The sequence below is a fragment of the Marinobacter iranensis genome (assembly GCF_029207565.1).
GTDB lineage: Bacteria > Pseudomonadota > Gammaproteobacteria > Pseudomonadales > Oleiphilaceae > Marinobacter > Marinobacter iranensis.
In genome coordinates, this window is record NZ_JANCMW010000003.1 from 175,045 (window position 1) to 193,804 (window position 18,760).

Here is an 18,760-nt window from a genome sequence, read left to right on the forward strand (position 1 = left end):
AAATACTGACTCCCGCTTACTCGACGACCAGGTCACCCAGGTACGGGAAGTTCATGACATTGAGCACCGGCTCAATGTTCACTTTCTTCTTCGAGGCCCAGGCCAGGTCCTGCCAGTGCAGTGGAACGAACGCGGCATCGTCATACAGGCGCTTCTCTGCCTCCTGCAGCATGGCAGCTCGCTTGTCCAGGTCCGTCTCAACGCTGGCCTTCTCCACCAGTGCGTCTACTTCCGGATTGCAGTAGTTACCGGCGTTGTACTGGCCGGCGCCACTGTCCGCATCCGGGCAGAAGGTCAGGAACTCGAAGAAGTTGGCGGAGTCCTCAGTGTCCGCGTGCCAGCCAATCATCATCATGTCGGCAGCCCGGTTGTCGTACTCTGTCCAGTATTGCGCCTTCGGCAGAGTCTTCAGGTCAACGGTGATATTGATACGCGCCAGCATGGCCGCCACCGCCTGGGCAATCTTGTCGTCGTTCACGTAGCGGTTGTTGGGCGCCATCATGGAAATAGTGAAGCCATCCTCATAGCCGGCTTCTTTCATCAGTGACTGGGCCTTTTCCACATCAAAGCGCGGAGACAATGACTCGTTGTGGCCCTGATAACCGGCCGGAGACATCTGGGCGGCCGGCGTGGCAAACCCCTTCATGATCTTGGCCGCAATGCCTTCCTGGTTGATGGAGTAGGCAATGGCCTGGCGAACCCTGGGATCCTTGAAGGCCTCCACCCGCTCCCCGTTCATGTGGAACAGGATGATGCGGGTACCACTCATGGTCACCAGGTTGGCGTTCTTGTCGCGCTTGATCCGTTCAAGGTCATTGGGCGGCACCGGTGCAATGAAGTCCACTCCGCCGGAAAGCAGAGCGGAGACCCGGGTGTTGTTCTCCTTGATCGGGGTCAGCACGATCCTGCCAACGTTACCCGGGGATTCCGTATCCCAGTAGTCATCAAAACGCTCGAACTCCACCCGTACGCCCTGCTTGCGCTCGGTGACGACGTACGGGCCGGTGCCTGACAGGTTCTCGGAGGCAAAGGAGCTGCCATGTTTGGAGATGGCGTCTTTGTCCTTGCCATCCTCGGTCTGGCCGCTGTAGAACTCGCTGTCCAGCGGGAAGATATAGGTGGCGGTGTTCAACAGCAGCGGGTATGGCTCGCTGGTCACCAGCTCGAAGGTGTAGTCATCGATGATATTGATACCGCTGAAGGGCTGGAAGATGGCCTTGAAGTCCTGGCTCCGCTTCAGGCGATTGAAGGTGAACTTCACATCGGCCGTGGTCAGTTCGTTGCCGGAATGAAACTTCACGCCTTCGCGGAGCTTGAAGCGCATGGTGTTCTCGTCGACCCGCTCCCAACTCTCGGCCAGCCGCGGCTCGAAGCTCAGATCGCTGGTCCAGCGAACCAGTGGATCAAAGGTCATATGGGACAGCTGCAGGATCCCGCCTGAAAGCTGCTCGTGGATATCAAGGGTTACCGGGTCGGCGTCATACGCCATCTTCAGTTCCCTGGTCGCCTCGGCGGATAGTGCTACTGGCGCCGCAGCCAGGACCATGGAACCCAGAAATGCTGCAATCAGTTTTTTCATGTGCATTTTCCGTCGCTGTTTTAAGAATTTTCACGGAACATCGGTGCAAAAGGGCACCAACTGCCTGGGCAACAAGCTAGTCGCGGGAATCCCTTACAGCAATCGAAATTGCGACATGGAGCTATTCGCCAATTGAATGACCTGTTATGGGGCGAAAATCACAAGAATCAGAGATGGAAGACGAGCGGCAGGAATATCGCGGTGAACACACCGGTGAGTCCCATGCCAAGGGACGCAAACGCTCCGGCGGTGTGACTGATCTCAAACGCCCGCGCAGTGCCAACGGCATGGCCATTCAGGCCCAGGGCAAAGCCCAGGATTCGTTCATCCTTTACCGGCAACAGGCGGGCAAGAAGGTCAACGAAGAGGGTGGCGACCACGCCGGTAATCAGCAGACCACCCATCATCAGCGGCACCGAACCACCCAGCTGTTCGGTAATACCGATCGCAATAGGCGCCGTTACTGACTTGGGCGCCAGCGAAGCCAGTACCTCCGGAGTTGCCCCCAGAGACCAGGCAATCACCACGGCATAAACCGCCGCCATGGTGGCGGCAATCGGCAGGGTCACCACAATCGGGCGCCACATGGCACGAATATGGTGCATCTGTTGGTACAGGGGTACGCCGAGCGCTACCGTCGCCGGCCCCAACAGCACGGAGAACCATTGGGCGCCCTCGCGGTAATCACCATAGTCGAGCGCGAGCACTGCAATGACGCCACTGACCAGCGTCGCTGAAATCACGATCGGCGGCAGCCACACCGGCTGATTCAGCAACCGGAACAGGCGATTGCCCGCGAAATATGCCCCCAACGTCAGAACGATCGCCAGTGCCGGGCTGGTTGAGAGCAGGTCAAGCAATTCCTGAAAGCGACCGGACAACTCATTCATGGTCGCCGGCCTCCTGAGCACTAAAACGCTGCATCAGCCAGAGGGTGGTGAATACACTCAATAGGGTGCCGACCACCAACGCGATACCTATCGCCAACCATTGCCCTGAAAACTCGTCAGCGACGAAAAAGACACCCACTACGCCCGGCATGATAAGCAACACCAGCACCGAAATCAGCGCCTGGCTGGCCCCGGCGAGGCTATCACTGATTGAGCCCCTCGCCATCAAAAGAAAGGTAAGCAGGATCATCCCGATAACACCACCACTCACCGGCAACGCCAACAGCACCCTGAGGGCTTCACCGGCAATAAAAAACACCGTCAGAACCAGAAAACCGCGCAACATCGACATGGCTGTTGTTTCCCTGCTGGATATTTGATTTACACTAGTGTCCCATCTGGCCACACCAACGCAGGATGCCCAATGGCTCTCAAGGCAACGATATTCAAGGCGACACTGAACATCGCCGACATGGACAGGCACTACTACGCTGACCATCACCTCACCATTGCCCGCCATCCGTCGGAGAATGACGAGCGCATGATGATACGCCTGCTGGCCTTCATACTGAATGCCAGTGACGGCCTGGAATTCACCAAGGGCATCAGCACAGACGACGAACCGGACCTGTGGAAAAAGAGTCTGAGCGACGAGATCGAACTGTGGATTGAGCTTGGCCTGCCTGACGAAAGCCGTCTGCGCAAAGCCTGCAACCGGGCCGATCAGGTCATCCTTTACACCTACGGCGGCCGCGCCGTGCCTCTGTGGTGGGAAAAACACCAGGGCAAACTGACCCGCTTCAGCAACCTTACCATCATCAACCTGCCCCCGGAGGCCACAGAGCCGCTCGCCACCCTGGCCGAACGCGGCATGAACCTGCAGTGCACCATCCAGGATGGAAACGTGAATATCGGCAACGAAGACACCCTCGTCAGCCTCACCCCAGAGCCCCTCTACCCTGGATAAAAAATCACCTCTCAGGGTCTACCAGAACAATCCAGTTTACGTTAAGGTAAACTTTAGCCGATGTTGACCGGAGCCGCACCAGGTTCCGTCAGTTTGGCTATACTCAAAAAAGCATCGACACCCTCACAAGGGGTGTTTTGTTCCTCAGGCCACTACCCCAGGAAGAGGATTATGACAACAACAAAATCCAAAGTTGTTTATAACCCGGTTTTTACCGACGGTGCGGAATTCCGTATTCCCACCTTCAAGCTACTGAAACAGGACGGCTCTCTCTACAAGGGCGCCAAGGCCCCTGATCTGGATAAAGAGAAAGCCCTGCGCATCTACCGCGCGATGGTTACCACCCGAATTCTCGATGAACGCATGCTTGCCGCCCAAAGGCAGGGGCGCCTGAGTTTCTATATGCAGTGCACCGGCGAGGAAGCCGCAGTCATCGGCAGTACCGCCGCACTGGACGACGCCGACATGATCATGGCGCAGTACCGTGAACAGGGCGCGCTGACCTATCGCGGCTTCACCATTGATGAGTTCATGAACCAGCTGTTCGGCAACGAATTGGACTATGGCAAAGGTCGCCAGATGCCGGTTCACTATGGTTCCAGCAAGCTGAACTACATGACCATCTCATCGCCCCTGGCCACGCAGATTCCCCAGGCCACCGGTTACGCCTACGGCCAGAAGCTGAAGGGCGACGGCCACTGCACCATCACCTACTTTGGCGAGGGCGCCGCTTCGGAAGGGGATTTCCACGCTGCCCTGAACATGGCCGCCGTGCATCGCGTTCCGGTTATTTTCCTTTGCCGTAACAACGGCTACGCCATTTCCACCCCGGCCGCTGAACAGTTCGCCGCCGACGGCGTTGCGCCCAGGGCCTATGGCTACAAGATGGATGTGATCAGGGTGGACGGCAACGACATCCTCGCCGTTCATGAGGCCACCAGGGCAGCCCGCAAACTGGCGGTGGAGCACAACCGCCCGGTGTTGATTGAAACTATGACCTATCGCCTCGCCGCTCACTCTTCTTCCGACGACCCGTCCGGCTATCGCAGCAAGGACGAGGAAGCTGTGTGGCGCGAGAAGGACCCGATCCTGCGCATGCGTCTCTGGCTCGAAAGCAAGAAATGGTGGAGCGAAGACGACGAAAAGCAGCTTCAGGAAAACATGCGCCGCGAAGTGCTCGAAACCATGAAACGGGCACAGAAACGGCCACCACCGGCGCTGGACACCCTGGTCAGCGATGTCTACGACGAGGTACCGCCGGCTCTGGCGGAGCAGTTCGACAGGCTGAAGGCCCACATCCGTCGGCACCCGGACGCCTATCCGAAGAGTGCAGAACATGCCAAGAGGGAGGCCTGACATGACACAGATGAATATGCTCCAGGCCATCAACAATGCCCTCGACACCGCCATGGGCTCAGACGAACGGGTGCTGTGCTTTGGTGAAGACGTGGGTGTTTTCGGTGGCGTTTTCCGGGCCACCAGCAATCTGCAACAGAAGTACGGCAAGGCACGCTGCTTCAACACACCGCTGGTGGAGCAAGGTATCATCGGCTTTGCCAACGGCCTGGCCGCGCAGGGCTCCGTACCGGTGGCCGAGATACAGTTTGCCGATTACATCTTCCCGGCTTTCGACCAGATCGTGAACGAGTCGGCCAAGTTCCGCTACCGCTCCGGCAACCTGTTCAATGTGGGCGGGCTGACCATTCGCGCGCCTTACGGCGGCGGCATTGCCGGTGGGCTCTATCACTCGCAATCGCCGGAGGCCTACTTTGCCCATACCCCGGGGCTCAAGATTGTGGTGCCACGCAACCCGCACCAGGCCAAGGGTCTGCTGCTGGCGTCTATCCATGACAAGAACCCGACCCTGTTCTTCGAGCCCAAACGGCTCTACCGCGCCTCCGTGGGCGACGTACCGGATGAAGACTACCGGCTGCCGCTGGGTGAAGCCGAGGTGCTCAAGGAAGGCACGGACGTGACCGTGCTGGGCTGGGGTGCGCAAATGGAAGTGATTGAACACGCCGTCGAAATGGCGGAGAAAGAAGGCATTTCCTGTGAAGTCATCGACCTGAGAACCATTCTGCCCTGGGATGTGGAAACCGTCGCCAACTCGGTGCTCAAGACCGGGCGCCTGGTGGTTACCCACGAAGCGCCGCTGACAGGCGGTTTTGCAGGTGAGATTGCGGCAACGATACAGGAGCGTTGCTTCCTGTACCTGGAGTCCCCGATCGCTCGGGTGACCGGGATGGACACCCCCTTCCCACTGGTGCTGGAAAAAGAGCACCTGCCCAATTCCCTGAAGGTCCATGAGGCCATCAGGTCGAGCGTGGAATTCTAGGTTGATATCAGGACAGGAGAGCAATCATGAGTGATTTTATACTGCCCGATATCGGCGAAGGTATCGTGGAGTGCGAACTGGTCAAATGGCTGGTCAGCGAAGGGGACATCATCGAAGAAGACCAGCCGGTTGCCGAGGTGATGACCGACAAGGCACTGGTGGAAATTCCGGCACCTTACAAGGGTCGGGTGACCCGTCTGTACCATAAGGAAGGCGACATCGCGAAGGTCCACGCTCCACTGTTCGAGCTGGTTGATGAAAGTGAAACCGCTGAACAGAGCCCGGCACAGGAATCCCGGAGCCCCGAACCTGAGGAACAGCCCGTGGCGAAGGCGCAGGCCGGCAAAAACACCGGCGACGATGCCACCGAAGACTTTATCCTGCCGGACATTGGCGAAGGCATCGTTGAGTGTGAGGTGGTGGAATGGCGCGTGGCCGAAGGTGACGAGATCGAGGAAGACCAGCCGGTCGTCGACGTGATGACCGACAAGGCCATGGTGGAGATTACTGCGCCCAAGGCTGGCCGAGTCACCAAACTCTACCACCAGCAACAGGAAATGGCCCGGGTGCACTCGCCACTGTTCGCGTTCATCCCGCGCGACCGTGATGAGCCCGCCGAAGCCAAAGCTGAGACAAAGGCAGCACCGGAACCCACACCGACAACGTCAAAACCGGTCGCAACAGGCAACCGGCAGCGGACCCCCGCCAGCCCCGCCGTAAGACGGCTGGTACGGGAACACAACCTGGAATTGGCCGAGATCGCCGGTTCCGGCAAGGATGGCCGGGTACTGAAGGCCGACGTGCTCGCGCACCTCGATAAGCCTTCCACCCCTGCGCAAAGCCAGGAACAAGCCGGCGAATCCCAGCCTGCGAGCAGGCAGCCAAAGCATGAACAGGAAGTGCGGATCGAGCCAATCAAAGGCATGAAAGCCGCCATGGCCCGCAGCATGGTCACGTCGGCAACCACCATCCCCCACTTCATCTACAGCGAAGACATTGATGTCACTGACCTGCTGAAACTGCGGGAACAGCTCAAACCGGAAGCCGAAGCCAGTGGCTCACGGCTGACACTGATGCCCTTCTTCATGAAGGCCATGGCCCTGGCGGTTCAGGAATTCCCGGTGCTCAACAGCCGTATTAACGACGACGGCACGGAGATTCACTACCTGCCCAACTGTAATATCGGCATGGCGGTGGATGGCAAGGCCGGGCTGATGGTTCCCAACGTCAAAAGCGTTGAGAACCTGACCCTGCTGGGCATTGCCGATGAAGTGGCGCGCCTGACCGAATCCGCCCGTTCGGGCCGGGTCAGCCAGGAAGACCTCAAAGGCGGCACCATCACCATCTCCAACATCGGCGCGCTGGGCGGCACATACGCCTCGCCTATTATCAATGCCCCGGAAGTTGCGATTGTGGCCCTGGGCCGGACCCAGAAACTGCCGCGCTTCGACGCCAACGGCCAGGTGGTGGAACGGGCCATCATGACCGTGAGCTGGGCGGGCGACCATCGCATCATCGATGGCGGCACCATTGCGCGCTTCTGCAATCGCTGGAAGGGCTATCTGGAATCGCCGCAATCGATGCTGTTGCATCTGGGCTGACGGGGCATCATGGCGCAGAAGACACAACTGCAGCAGTTCTACATACCCGAAGAGCAGTCGATCTATCTGCTCAGCCATGATGATGCCAAGAAGCTCAAGGACTGGGTGGCGCTCTGCACCACCCAGCTCCGCCAACTGGGCTACCACGACATTGAACTGATCGGCAAAGGCGCCTACGGATTCGTGTTCGCGGGCCGCCTGCCTCACCATAACGGCAGCGGCCCGGAACACGTCTTCAAGTTCACCCGCATTAACCTGCCCCAACACCTGCAAGACCGGCTGGAGGACGAAGCCTTCATCCTCGAACAGGTCCGACATCCCAGGGTTCCCCGGCTGATCGCCTATCAACGGGCACACAACCAGCCCATCCTGGTGATGGAACGGGCCGCCGGCCTTAACCTGGAAGAAGTCTCCCTGCGGGAGGGCCGCCTCAAGCCCCGGGTGGTGATACGAATCGCCGGCCAGCTTGCGGACATCCTGCGCAACCTGCGCCGCGAAAACGGCCCCGCCGGGCGCCCTATCGTGCACGGTGATATCAAGCCATCCAACCTGGTGTTCGACGCAAGCACCGAGAACATCGCCCTGATCGACTGGGGCTCATCGGTGTTCGCGCAGCTCGACGCCAACCAGCAGTTCCTCACCACCAACGTCATGGAGCTGATGTCCGACAACCTGCAGCAGACCAATGCGCGGCTGGGGGATGTCTACTTTATCGGTGAAGAGCAGCTGAATGGTGGGCTTTCGTCGCCCCGTTTTGACGAACAGGGCGCTGCCGGAACCCTCTACGCACTGGCTTCCGGCCAGTCGTGCCGTTTTGGTCACCAGGCCATTCCCGCCACCTCCCTGGGCCTGCCCATGGAATTCGCCCGCATGCTTGATGGCATGCTGTCGCCGGATCCGGAGACGCGTCTACGTGCTGGTGACTACTACCTGAAAGAAATGCCGAGGATGGCGCGCACGGTGATGATTGACCTGCCGGAGCCACCACTGGCACCCATGGTGCCGGTATGGACACGGCCATCAGACCACGAAATCGACACCGTGGTGTACAGCTCCCGCAAATCCTTCCTGCGGCAGGAAGGCGCGCCGGAAACCCTCAACGATGTCAACGACGTGCAACTGGACCGTTACTACAAGAACTTCATGCAAGGCATGGGGGAGACGGAAAAGGCGTTTCTCGCCTCCGTAAGCCGCCTGGGGCGATACCCCGTGGAAGGCGGCCTCGCCGTGCGCTGGGAGACCGACGGTGTCTACATCGACACCTCACTGAACCTGCACGACCCCAGCCTGAAAACCGCGTTCGTCCGGGCCGTCAACAACATGGTGTACCTGGCCCAGGCCATCTACCGCCAGGGTATCTTCAAGAGCTGCCTGTTCAACGCCCGTAACACCCTGCACATCGACCGCGACGAACCCGATCAGCCTTTCGTGCCCGAACCCGGCATGCAACTGCGTTACGAGGTCAGCGCGGCACCGGAAGTGGAAGACGAATCGCGGGTGCACTCCTACTTCGAGGATGGCCCCGACCCGGAAGAATTCCTGGTGCTGCCCCAGACCATCATCAATGCGCTGGAATCCCTCAACGACATTCACCACACCGGCATGATCATCTTCGAGGCCCTGCCCCGCCACCTCAAGATCCACAGCCACTACCGCCTGCTGGATCCGGATCGGGAAGGCGAATTCTCCCGCCTGCTGGACGAAATACTGGCTGCCGTGAATCAGATCACCGGCCTGGGCGTTTCCGGCTTCATGAAAATGCCCTATAAGGACACCCGCTTCTTCCCCCACATCGAACGCCTGCCGGAACGTTACTACCCCAGAAACCCCCGGGCCGAAGCCGATTCCGCCTGAACCCTTTATCCGCCTGAACCCTTTAACTGTGCTAAACCGGCGCCAAGAGGACTGGACAGAACACCCCATCACACGTAAGATTGCGCACTCGAAATTGATGCCACCGCATTGATTCCGACACCCGCCCGTAGCTCAGCTGGATAGAGCGCTGCCCTCCGGAGGCAGAGGTCTCAGGTTCGAATCCTGACGGGCGGGCCATCTTTCACAAAGGAGCCCCGCTGAATGCGGGGCTTTTTTGTGAAAGATGGTTTGCTCTCTGAAACCGGACATGTCCCGCCGTACCGACGCTGCAGCTCAGAACATCTTGCCCGGAAGCCAAAGCACCAGCGCCGGGAACAGCAGCAACAGACCGATACGCACCAGGTCTGCCATCAAGAACGGCACGATGCCGCGGAAGATGGTCGACTGCCGGACGTCGCCAGCGGCGCCCTGGATCACGAACAGGTTCATGCCCACCGGCGGTGTGATCAAGCCGATCTCCGCGACGGTGACTACCACGATACCGAACCAGACGGGGTCGAAGCCCAGGTTCGCAACGATGGGAAAGATGAACGGAATGGTCAGCAGGACCATGGAGAGGGCATCCATAACGCAGCCCAGCAGCAGATAGAAGGCGATGATGAGGAGCAGGGTCATGACCGGCGTCAGTCCCGCCTCCTCGATCAGGTCCACCAGGTAGAACGGCAGGTTCGAGGTTTCGATGAAGTAATTGAACAAGGCGGCGCCGATCAGGATCAAAAAGATCATGCCGGTGACCTCGGCAGCCTGCCAGACGCTGGCGAAGAAGGTCGAGCGGGTCAGGGAACCCGAGAATAGAGCGATAAGGAAGGCACCCAGGGCGCCGACGGCCGCCGCCTCGGTGGGTGAGAACCAGCCCAAATACATACCGCCAATAACCAGCAGGAAAAGACCCAGCACGGTCCACACCCGGCCTAGTACCGTCAGACGCTCGCGCCAGCTGTGACGTTCGGCCGGCGGCCCGAGTTCCGGCCTCAGCCGTACCCATAACCAGGCGGCCGCCATGTACAGCAGCATTGCGAGCAGGCCGGGGATAAGGGCGGCAATGAACAGTTGGCCTATGGAGGTGCCCGTCAGCAGCCCGTAGATTACCAGGATGATCGAAGGCGGAATCAACACACCAAGCGTCCCACCTGCAGCGATGGAAGCCGTCGCTAGGCGATCGTCGTAGCCGTGTCGCCGCATCTCCGGCAGCGCCACGCCACACATGGTGGCGCTAGTGGCAAGGGATGATCCACATATGGCCCCGAACAGGGCGCAGGCACCGATAGTGGCCATGGCCAGTCCGCCCCGCAAATGGCCGGTAAAGGCGTTGACGGCATCATAAAGGCTGCGGGACAGCCCAGCCTGTGCCGCGAAAACGCCCATCAGGATGAACAGCGGAACCACCGACAGATTGTAGGGAAATACCGCCCCGAAGGGTGCCGCCCCGAGCACGAAGGCAGTGCCGCTCCAGCTATTCAGCAGGGTGAAGCCGCCAATGCCGGTCAGAGACATCGCTACTGCAACCGGCACCCGGAAAAAAATCAGGACCACGGTGACGACAAAGCCCAGAAGGCCGATCACGGGGGGCGTCATATAGCGCGCTCCATCAAGAAGAAGATCTGAACAGACCGGCGAGGGCTTGCAGCGTCGCCAGCACCGCGGCGAGCACCGACAACGCGGAGCCGACCAGCAGCGGGACCCAGTACCAGATCATGGGGATGCGAATGTTCTGCGAGACGTCACCAAACATCATCTGCATCTTCGCCGCCTCCCAGCCGTAGTAGAGGATCAGGCCCATCAGCACTACCCCGCCTAGCGAGGCAAGGGCGGCAAGCAGCGACTGGATGCGCCGGGGGAGGAACTGGCTGAGCAAATCAACGCTGACGTGGGCGTCGCGGTGGAAGGCGAAGGGGATGGCTGCGAACCCGGTTGCCAGGATCAGCAACTGAACGATATCCACCACGCCGGGAATAGCTGTGTCGAAGAATCGCAGCCCGATATCCACCACCGTGACCACAGCGGCCCCCAGCAGACAGGCGACACCGAACAGGGCCGTCGCACGAAAGACCAGGGCCACCGCTCGGGACCAGATTCCCGGGCGGTGGCCCTGGTCGTCGACCCCGGTCCCGTTTGGTTTAGTTGGAGAACTCAGAGACATACTTCTGCGCCGCCTCATATATCTCCTGAGGATTCTCGACGCCCTGGGCCTTCAGCGATTCGAGGTAACGGTTGATCATGGGCTGCAGCTTCTCGCGCCAGCGGGCACGCTCCTCGTCACTCAGCTCGGCAATCTCGTTACCCTGAGCCTTGACGGCGTCCAGGCCAGCCTGGTCCCACTTGTCCCACCAGTCGCCGAACCTGGCCACCAGCGCGTCGCCGGAGAGGCTGTCGATGCAACCGCGAACATCCGTGGGCAGCGAGTCGTATTTGCGCTGATTCATCACGAAGAAGAACGAGACCGTGTAGACGCCACCGTCCAGATGGTAGTCCAGCACCTCGTCTAGCCGGAAGGACTTTACCGGGTCCCAGGGGAACACGGTGCCGTCGATCACGCCCTTCTGCAGGCTCTCGTAGACCTGCCCGGGGGGCATGCCCACCGGCTCGGCACCGAGTTCTTCGAGCATCATGGAGACGGCCGGGCTGGGAGTGCGGATGCGCAGGCCCTGCAGATCATCCATGGAGGTAACCTTGGTATCGCGGGTATGGATCACGCCGCCGTTATGGGCATGCAGCGCCAACACCTTTAGCCCCCGGTACTCCGGCTTTAGGTACTCCGGATAAAGCGTCCAGAGGGTGCGGCTGGCGACGCCGGCATCCGCCACCAGGAAGGGGATGTCGATGATGGAGGTACGCGGGAAGCGCCCACGCGGTATCCCGTGCAAGCCGTGGGCGATATCGACAACGCCAGCCATCACCTGTTCCTGCTGACTGGCGACCCCGCCCATCTGCGTGCCGCCGGGGTAGATCTGCACGTCCACCTGACCGTCGGTGCACTGCTTCAGATCCTCGGCCCAGGGCTCGATGAAGTCGGTGTGGATGCCGTGCACCGGCGGCAGGAAGTGGCTCAGTTTCAGGGTGATTTTCTGCTGTGCGACAGCCGGCAGCGCAGCGGCGGCAGCCAGGGCGATCCCGGCAATCAGGCTTCGTTTGAACATGGGCAAATCCCCTCGTTGGTTATTGTGGTTTTTTAACGCGGCTTGGCCGCCTCCAGCTCTGACGGCCGGTTCACAGGGCAAGACTGATCCGGGCTCGTGCCCGCGAGCAACACGCCATCATGCGCTTGCCTTCGTTGCGCTCCTCGCGGCTGAGCACCCGGTCGCGATGATCGATGTCCTCGCCCGAGGTCACTGCTACCTCGCAAGTACCGCAAAGACCTTCCTCGCAGTCGCTGGCGACGTCGATGCCCGCCGCGCGCAGTGCCTCCAGCAGGGTCTGGTCCGAAGCCACCCGCACAGTGAAGCCGCTGTCTTCAAGGAGCACCTCGAAGGCCTCCTCCTTGCCCGGATCCAGCAAGGTGCCGGCCGCACCGAAGTGCTCTATATGCAGCACGCCGGCGGGCCAGTCGTTGGTGGCCAGCTCGAGCGCCTCGAGCAGCCGCTCGGGGCCGCAGGCGTATATCTGGCGACCTGCGGCCAGCTCACCAATCACGGCGTTGATCCGCAGCCTTTCACCTTCATCCCCCGGATAGAGGTATAGCCGATCCCCGTGCGCCGCCACCAGTCGATCGAGGAACGCCATGGTTCTGCGCGAGCGACCAGCGTAGTGCAGCGTATAAGGCTTGCCCAGGCGCTTGAGCCGGTCGGCCATGGCGATGATGGGGGTGATGCCGATACCGCCGGCGATGAGGACATATTCTTCGGCGCGCTCGTCCAGGCGGAAGTGGTTCTTGGGTCCGCGGATGCCGATCTCGTCGCCCACCTGCAGGCGTTCGTGGACATAGACTGAGCCGCCGCGGCTCTCCGGCTCGCGCAATACCGCCAGTTCCAGGCGCTCCGGACGGTCCGGATCACCGCACAGGGAGTAGTGCCGGCCCATGTCATCCAGCAGCAGTTCGACGTGGGCCCCAGGTGTCCAGTTCGGCAGCGGCCGACCATGGAGGTCCTCCAGACTCAGGCCGACGATGCCTTCCGCCAGCAAGCGCTTGTCCGCAACGCGCACGCTGCGGGCCAGATCCTTGACTGCCGGCGCGCCGATCTCGAAGTCCATGCGCGGCTCCCGGGCCTGTTCCGAAAGACGCTCGGGGTTACACGACGGGTCCCAGCGCACCCGGAGGTGGTCCGGTCCGCGGAAAGAAGTATTGGGCAGGTAGGTGAACTGCTGATCCGGCACCAGCTCCATGTGCGGCAGCCGACGCGTAAACTCCTCAAGGAAGATCCGCATTTCCATCCGGGCGATGTTCTTGCCCATGCACTGATGACTGCCGTAACCAAAGGTCAGGTGGTCCACCGTATTGTCACGGTAGAGGTCCAGCTCATCGGGGTTTTCGAAATGGCGCTCGTCGTGGTTGCCGGAGGCGGTAACCATCAGCAGCCGCGCGCCCTTTGGCAGCTCCACATCGCCGATGGTGACCGGACGGGTAGTGATGCGTCGCCAGGCGACGACCGAACCGGTATGGCGCAGGCATTCCTCGGCTGCGTTGGGTATCAGCTGCGGCTTGCGACAGAGCTCCTCCCACAACTCGCGCCGCTCCAGAAGCCGACGGAACATATTGGCCGAGGCGTGGGCAGTGGTCTCGTGGGCGGCGACGATGATGGCCATCATCATCGAGTGCAGATAGCTGTCGGTGACAACCTCGGGGTAGTTCGCCTGCTGGCGGATGGCGTAACGCATCCAGCCGGGACCGTCCGGGGTGGCACGCATCTTCTCCAGCACCTTGCCGGCGTACTGCCAGAAGTTGCCAACGGCGTGGGCCACCTCGATCTGTTCCTCTTTGGAGGGGCGGCCCCAGGTATTCACGGTGTGCGCGATGGAGTATTCGCGTAGCTTGCCCATGTCCTCTTCCGGCACCCCCAGGAAATGCAGAGCCACCGTCAGGGGAATCTCCCAGAGCATTTCATCAACCAGATCCGCCTCGCCCTGGTCGATAATCCGGTCCAGGGCATCCCGCGTCAGACGACGTATCATCGGTTTGTGGCGTTCCAGGTTTTCCGGCGCGAAGTGCTCCATCAGGACCCGGCGCCGCTCGGTGTGCTGAGGTTCGTCCTCGTTGACCAGCGTACGGTTCATGGCGTAGTCGTAGCCGAGCAGCACGTCCTGTGCCTCCTGCGACACCGGAGTGATCTTTTCCAGGGCAATGGAGGGGGAAAAGGTGATGTTATCCCGGAATACCGCTTTGATGTCGTCGTAGCGGCTGATCACCCAGTAATCCAGCTTGGGGCTGTAAAACACCGGTTCCTGAGCCCGTGACCAGCGCAGCGCCTCCGCCGGATCCAGCTGATAGTCGCTGCCGAAGGGGTCAAATTCCGCCGCCTGGTGCGAGAGCGGGCAGCCGCCAGCGGCGGCCGCGGTGACGGGACACCCCATCGAGCGATGGGCCTTCTGCTTGTCAGCGCTCTGGCTCGTCACAGCCTCCTCCGTATGGTTTACTAATAACGCACATATCGTGCACTATTAGAGAATAGAACCGATATGGCGATTCGTCAAACAGAGGGGGATGTACACCACATGAGTTCCTTGCAAACTTTGTCCCGGGGGCTGACCGCCCTGGAACTGGTGGCTCAAAAGGAAAACGGGCTGGCGATAGCCGAACTGGCGGAGGCGCTGGGCGTGCACCGGGCGATCGTCTATCGTCTGGTCACTACACTGGAGGGTCACGGGCTGGTGACCCGTGGCCGCGATGGCCGGATCTGCCTCGGAGGCGGGGTGGTGGCGTTGGCGTCACGGGTTGAGCCGCAGCTGCGGGCCATGGCCCGTCCCTTGCTGCAGGAACTGGCCGAGCGCACCCGGGCGACGGCCTTTTTGTGCGTCGGACATGGGGATGAGTGTGTGGCCGTCGAGGTGGCGGAACCCGAAACGCTGCTGCTGCGGGTCTCCTACCGTGTGGGCAGTCGCCATCCGCTCGAGCGGGGCGCGGCGGGTATCGCCGTCGCCGCCCTGCGCCCGGAACGCCCGGACGATTCGGAGGCGCTACGCCAAGCCCGCCGCGATGGCTACAGCATCACCCGGGGGCAGCTTCAGGCAGGGGCCGTCGGCGTGGCCGCGCCGCTGGTCTATCCCGTTGACAGCCACTTCCGCTTCGAAGGCTGCGTTGGCGTGGTGGCGCTGCAGGATCTTGATGTGGAAGCCGCCACCGCGGCGACAGTCGACTGCGCGCGGCGACTGGTGAAACGAATGGAGTAAAGCGGATGCGGCGTAGCGCCATGGCGCTTTCGATCCAGATCCGGCGCCGGGGTGCCGGTATGGGTCGGTTGTTGAAATCCCGGAAAGGCTGTGCTTATCTGAAGAGTTAAGTTGTTGCGGACAACCAATACTCGAGCCTGACAGACGCTCGGCACCTACCCTGGGGATGAATCATGAGCGATCTTGAGTACCAACGCGGTTTTCGCAATCAATTCGCCACCGAGGCCCTGCCCGGGACGCTGCCCGAGGGGCAGAACTCACCCCAGCGCTGCCCCTACGGCCTGTATGCAGAGCAGTTCAGCGGCAGCGCTTTCACCGCACCGCGCAGTCATAACCTGCGCAGTTGGCTATACCGGATTCGCCCCTCAGTGGCGCAGTCGGCCTACCGCCCCATCGAAGCCGGACAGCTATCCACAGCGCCAGACACGGCGGTGGCGGCCGACCCGAACCAGATGCGCTGGGATCCACTGCCCATGCCACAAGCCACCACCGACTTCATCGACGGTCTGTTCACCATGGCCACCAACGGCGACGCCCGCAACCAGGCCGGCTGCGGCGTTCACCTCTATGCGTTCAATGCCGACATGACTGAGCGCTACTTCTACGATGCCGACGGCGAGCTGCTGCTGGTGCCCCAGTTGGGGACACTGCTGCTCCGCACCGAGCTGGGCCTGCTCGAACTCGCCCCCGGCGAGATCGCCGTACTCCCGCGCGGCCTCAAGTTCCAGGTCCGCCGCGCGCCTGACACCGACGCCGCCCGCGGATACATCTGCGAGAACTACGCCAGCCCGTTCGAGCTGCCCGGCCTGGGTCCTATCGGCGCCAACGGCCTGGCCAACCCGCGCGACTTCTTCGCCCCCACGGCCTACTACGAAGATACCCAGGGCGAGTTCGAGCTCATCGCCAAGTTTGGCGGCAAGCTCTGGGCGGCCGAGCTCGATCACTCACCGCTGGACGTGGTCGCGTGGCACGGCAATTACGCGCCCTACAAGTATGACCTGACGCGGTTCAACACCATCAACACGGTAAGTTTCGACCACCCGGACCCGTCGATCTTCACAGTGCTCACTTCCCCGTCGGACACTGCGGGAATGGCCAATATCGACTTTGTGATCTTCCCGCCGCGCTGGATGGTGGCCGAGCACACGTTCCGACCGCCCTACTTCCACCGCAACATCATGAGCGAGTATATGGGCCTGATCCACGGGACCTACGATGCCAAGGCCGAAGGCTTCGTTCCCGGGGGCTCCAGCCTGCACAATTGCATGTCGCCCCACGGGCCCGATGCGAACACCTTCGAGCAGGCCTCCACTGCGGAACTCACGCCTCAATATCTGGGGGATACGCTGGCTTTCATGTTCGAGAGCCGCTACGTCTTCAACCCCACCCCGATGGCACTGTCCGCCGATTTCCTCCAGAGCGACTACGTGGACGTCTGGCAGGGGCTACACTCACATTTCACGCCCAACGCGCGCTAAACGACTTAAAGGATTCCGGTTTATGAAACTCGCAACGCTCAAGAACGAAACCCGCGACGGACAGCTGATCGTGGTCTCCCGGGACCACAGCCGGGGCGTCAGGGTGGCGCAGATCGCCCTCACCCTGCAGGCCGCCATCGAAGACTGGGACACCCTCGCGCCGCAACTCGAGGAGGTCTACCACGCCCTCAATGAGAACAAGGTAGAAGGCGCCTTCAAACTGGACCTCAAGGCCCTGCACTCGCCACTGCCCCGGGCCTACCAGTGGGCTGACGGCTCGGCTTACCTCAATCACGTGCAGTTGGTACGCAAAGCCCGCGGCGCAGAGATGCCGGAAACCTTCTGGTCCGACCCGCTCATGTACCAGGGGGGCTCGGATTGTTTCATCGGGCCCTATGACCCGGTGGAAGCAGGCAGCGAGGAGTGGGGCATCGACTTCGAAGGCGAAATCGCCGTGGTCACCGACGACGTGCCCATGGGGGTGAGCCCCGAGCAGGCAGCCGGGCACATCAAGCTGCTGATGCTGGTCAATGATGTCAGCCTGCGCGGGCTGATCCCCGGCGAGCTGGCCAAGGGCTTCGGCTTCTTCCAGGCCAAACCGGCCTCCAGCTTCTCGCCAATTGCCGTTACCCCGGACGAGCTCGGCGATGCCTGGCGGGACGGGCGCGTGCATCTGCCACTGACGGTACATCTGAACGGTGAGAAGTTTGGTGAGCCCCAGGCCGGGCCGGACATGATCTTCAGCTTCCCGCAGCTGGTCGCCCATGCCGCCAAGACCCGCCACCTCGGCGCAGGGGCCATCGTCGGCTCGGGCACGGTGTCAAACCCGGACACCGAGGGCGGCCCGGGCAGACCGGTAGCCGACGGCGGGGTCGGCTATAGCTGCCTGGCCGAGATACGAATGGTGGAAAAGATCCTCCACGGCGAGATCGAGAGCCCGTTCATGCGCTTTGGCGATCGGGTACGCATCGAGATGTTCGATGGCGAGGGTAAGAGCATCTTCGGCGCCATCGATCAGGAGGTGGTGCGTTACGAGGGGGCATCATGAAGCTGTATGGCTACTACCGCTCGTCGACCTCCTACCGGGTGCGGATCGCGCTCAATCTCAAGGGGCTGGACTACCGGCAGCAGCCGGTGAACCTGCTGCAGGGCGAGCAGCGGGAAGTACCCTACCGGCAACTGAACCCGCAGGGTCTGGTGCCTACCCTGGAGACCAACGAGGGCGAACGGCTGACCCAGTCGCTGGCGATCTGCGAATACCTGGAGGAGCGTTACCCCGAGCCCTCGCTGCTGCCGGCGAACGCCGCCGACCGGGCCCGAGTCCGGGCTCTCGTGGGCCTGCTGGCGATCGAAATCCATCCACTCAACAACCTGCGAGTGCTCAAGTATCTCACCGGAGAACTGGGTGTCGACGAGGACACCAAGCTCGACTGGTATCGCCACTGGATCGCAGAGGGCTTCGATGCGCTGGAGGCAATGCTCGCCGGCGATCCCCGCACCGGCCACTATTGTCACGGCGACCAGCCGGGGCTGGCGGACGCCTGCCTGGTGCCACAGGTCTACAACGCCGAGCGCTTTGGCTGCGACCTTGAGTCATATCCCACCATCCGACGCATCCACACCGCCTGTAACCAACTGCCTAGCTTCGCTCGTGCCCATCCGGACGCACAACCGGATGCCGGCTGAGGCGCACGGGATCTCGGCAAACCTGCCG

General features: G+C 61.4%; 16 protein-coding genes and 1 tRNA gene. 10 read left to right on the forward strand and 7 right to left on the reverse strand.

What is annotated here, in order from left to right; translation table 11 throughout:
- Window positions 1-16: 16 nt before the first annotated feature.
- The 3 genes from NLU14_RS07250 to NLU14_RS07260 form a co-directional block, all read right to left on the reverse strand.
- Window positions 17-1,579 carry an ABC transporter substrate-binding protein gene (locus tag NLU14_RS07250; RefSeq protein WP_275705537.1) on the reverse strand — a complete coding sequence of 521 codons (1,563 nt, stop codon included), beginning with the start codon at window positions 1,577-1,579 and terminating at the stop codon, window positions 17-19.
- A gap of 167 nt (window positions 1,580-1,746) precedes the next feature.
- Window positions 1,747-2,469 carry an LrgB family protein gene (locus NLU14_RS07255; RefSeq protein ID WP_275705538.1) on the reverse strand — a complete coding sequence of 241 codons (723 nt, stop codon included), beginning with the start codon at window positions 2,467-2,469 and terminating at the stop codon, window positions 1,747-1,749.
- Window positions 2,462-2,821, reverse strand: coding sequence for a CidA/LrgA family protein (locus NLU14_RS07260; RefSeq protein ID WP_275705539.1), 360 nt, complete (start codon window positions 2,819-2,821; stop codon window positions 2,462-2,464). The genes NLU14_RS07255 and NLU14_RS07260 overlap by 8 nt, the downstream gene beginning before the upstream one ends.
- 72 nt (window positions 2,822-2,893) lie before the next feature.
- Here NLU14_RS07260 and NLU14_RS07265 point away from each other — a divergent pair, with 72 nt between their 5' ends.
- The 6 genes from NLU14_RS07265 (at window position 2,894) to NLU14_RS07290 (ending at window position 9,424) form a co-directional block, all read left to right on the forward strand.
- Window positions 2,894-3,436: a YaeQ family protein gene (locus NLU14_RS07265; RefSeq protein ID WP_275705540.1), complete on the forward strand. Its 543-nt coding sequence runs from the start codon at window positions 2,894-2,896 to the stop codon at window positions 3,434-3,436.
- A gap of 171 nt (window positions 3,437-3,607) precedes the next feature.
- Window positions 3,608-4,792: a thiamine pyrophosphate-dependent dehydrogenase E1 component subunit alpha gene (locus NLU14_RS07270; RefSeq protein ID WP_275705541.1), complete on the forward strand. Its 1,185-nt coding sequence runs from the start codon at window positions 3,608-3,610 to the stop codon at window positions 4,790-4,792.
- A 1-nt stretch (window position 4,793) separates the two neighbouring features.
- Complete coding sequence (locus tag NLU14_RS07275; RefSeq protein WP_275705542.1) at window positions 4,794-5,771, forward strand: alpha-ketoacid dehydrogenase subunit beta; 978 nt, start codon at window positions 4,794-4,796, stop codon at window positions 5,769-5,771.
- Window positions 5,772-5,797: 26 nt separating this feature from the next.
- Window positions 5,798-7,372 (forward strand): dihydrolipoyllysine-residue acetyltransferase, encoded by a 1,575-nt coding sequence (locus NLU14_RS07280; protein ID WP_275705543.1) that lies wholly within the window; start codon window positions 5,798-5,800, stop codon window positions 7,370-7,372.
- Between the two features lie 9 nt (window positions 7,373-7,381).
- On the forward strand, window positions 7,382-9,226 hold the full coding sequence (locus tag NLU14_RS07285; protein ID WP_275705544.1) for a protein kinase domain-containing protein: 1,845 nt from the start codon (window positions 7,382-7,384) through the stop codon (window positions 9,224-9,226).
- A 121-nt stretch (window positions 9,227-9,347) separates the two neighbouring features.
- A tRNA-Arg gene (locus tag NLU14_RS07290) sits at window positions 9,348-9,424 on the forward strand.
- Between the two features lie 96 nt (window positions 9,425-9,520).
- Here NLU14_RS07290 and NLU14_RS07295 read toward each other — a convergent pair.
- From NLU14_RS07295 to NLU14_RS07310, 4 genes are all read right to left on the reverse strand, one after another.
- A complete protein-coding gene (locus NLU14_RS07295; RefSeq protein WP_275705545.1) occupies window positions 9,521-10,822 on the reverse strand; it encodes a TRAP transporter large permease in 1,302 nt (433 codons plus the stop codon).
- A gap of 13 nt (window positions 10,823-10,835) precedes the next feature.
- Complete coding sequence (locus tag NLU14_RS07300) at window positions 10,836-11,306, reverse strand: TRAP transporter small permease (RefSeq protein ID WP_275705546.1); 471 nt, start codon at window positions 11,304-11,306, stop codon at window positions 10,836-10,838.
- Window positions 11,307-11,364: 58 nt separating this feature from the next.
- Window positions 11,365-12,384: a TRAP transporter substrate-binding protein gene (locus NLU14_RS07305; protein WP_275705547.1), complete on the reverse strand. Its 1,020-nt coding sequence runs from the start codon at window positions 12,382-12,384 to the stop codon at window positions 11,365-11,367.
- Window positions 12,385-12,454: 70 nt separating this feature from the next.
- A complete protein-coding gene (locus NLU14_RS07310) occupies window positions 12,455-14,794 on the reverse strand; it encodes a cytochrome P450/oxidoreductase (protein WP_275705548.1) in 2,340 nt (779 codons plus the stop codon).
- Window positions 14,795-14,893: 99 nt separating this feature from the next.
- Here NLU14_RS07310 and NLU14_RS07315 point away from each other — a divergent pair, with 99 nt between their 5' ends.
- The 4 genes from NLU14_RS07315 (at window position 14,894) to maiA (ending at window position 18,732) form a co-directional block, all read left to right on the forward strand.
- Window positions 14,894-15,568, forward strand: coding sequence for an IclR family transcriptional regulator (locus NLU14_RS07315; RefSeq protein WP_275705549.1), 675 nt, complete (start codon window positions 14,894-14,896; stop codon window positions 15,566-15,568).
- A 173-nt stretch (window positions 15,569-15,741) separates the two neighbouring features.
- A complete protein-coding gene (gene hmgA / locus NLU14_RS07320; RefSeq protein ID WP_275705550.1) occupies window positions 15,742-17,046 on the forward strand; it encodes a homogentisate 1,2-dioxygenase in 1,305 nt (434 codons plus the stop codon).
- A gap of 22 nt (window positions 17,047-17,068) precedes the next feature.
- Window positions 17,069-18,094, forward strand: coding sequence for a fumarylacetoacetate hydrolase family protein (locus NLU14_RS07325; RefSeq protein ID WP_275705551.1), 1,026 nt, complete (start codon window positions 17,069-17,071; stop codon window positions 18,092-18,094).
- Window positions 18,091-18,732 carry a maleylacetoacetate isomerase gene (gene maiA / locus NLU14_RS07330; RefSeq protein WP_275705552.1) on the forward strand — a complete coding sequence of 214 codons (642 nt, stop codon included), beginning with the start codon at window positions 18,091-18,093 and terminating at the stop codon, window positions 18,730-18,732. The genes NLU14_RS07325 and maiA overlap by 4 nt, the downstream gene beginning before the upstream one ends.
- The last annotated feature ends 28 nt before the right edge of the window (window positions 18,733-18,760 follow it).